The organism is Pseudomonas sp. 51_B, assembly GCF_017491595.1.
GTDB classification, from domain to species: Bacteria; Pseudomonadota; Gammaproteobacteria; order Pseudomonadales; family Pseudomonadaceae; genus Aquipseudomonas; species Aquipseudomonas promysalinigenes.
The window spans coordinates 1-874 of sequence record NZ_JAFGYW010000063.1; the positions used below are offsets into that span (position 1 = coordinate 1).

Below are 874 nucleotides of genomic sequence, written 5' to 3' on the forward strand. Positions count from 1 at the left end.
CATCGTCGCTGCCCACGCAGATCGGCGCACCCGACATCACCGCCCCCACAGCGCCAAGCGAGCTTGAGGTCAGCGCAGACGGCACCCTCGTCACCGGCCGGGCCGAGCCTGGCAGCACCGTGCGGGTCCTGGCTGCTGACGGCACCACCGTGCTGGGTTCCGCCGTGGTGGGCCCGACCGGTGTATTCAGCATCAGTCTCGCGCCCCCGCAGGTGGACGGCGAGTCTTTACAGGTCACGGCTACCGATGCGGCTGGCAATGCCTCTGCGGCCAGCACCGTCACTGCGCCGGACATCGACGGCGGCACCGATACCACACCGCCACAGCCTGCCAGCGGCCTGGCCATCAGCGGCGACGGCCGCTTGGTATCGGGCCGTGGCGAAGTGGGCGCGACGGTCAAAGTGCTGGATGACCAAGGCCAGGTGATCGGCACCGGCATCGTTCAGGCCGATGGCACGTTCAATGTGGTGCTGACCGCACCTGTCACCAACGGCTCGTCCCTACAGGTCACCCTCACCGATGCTGCCGGCAACGTGTCGACGCCAAGCCTGCTGACTGCCCCCGATCTGCAACCCCCAGCGCAACCGACTGACCTTACTCTTGCCGACGGCGTTACCCTGACCGGGCGCGGTGAGCCTGGCACTACGGTGCAGGTGCGTGACGCCGCCGGTAACCTGATTGGCAGCGGCCAAGTGGGGACCGATGGCACCTTCAGCCTCACCCTGTCGCCGGCCCAGGCCAATGGCCAAGCACTGGACGTGCGCCTGGTCGACGCCGCTGGCAACACCTCGGCGCCGCTGCAATTCGACGCTCCGGATATCACTGCACCTGCCGCCGTCACCAACCTGGCGGTAGGGCCGGACGGGCTGCAATT

The 874-nt window shown here is 68.1% G+C and carries 1 protein-coding gene; it reads left to right on the plus strand.

Going from position 1 to position 874, the window contains the following annotated elements; genetic code table 11:
* The coding region (locus J5M56_RS23590; protein ID WP_243430875.1) for an Ig-like domain-containing protein at window positions 1-874 on the plus strand (874 nt) is incomplete at both ends.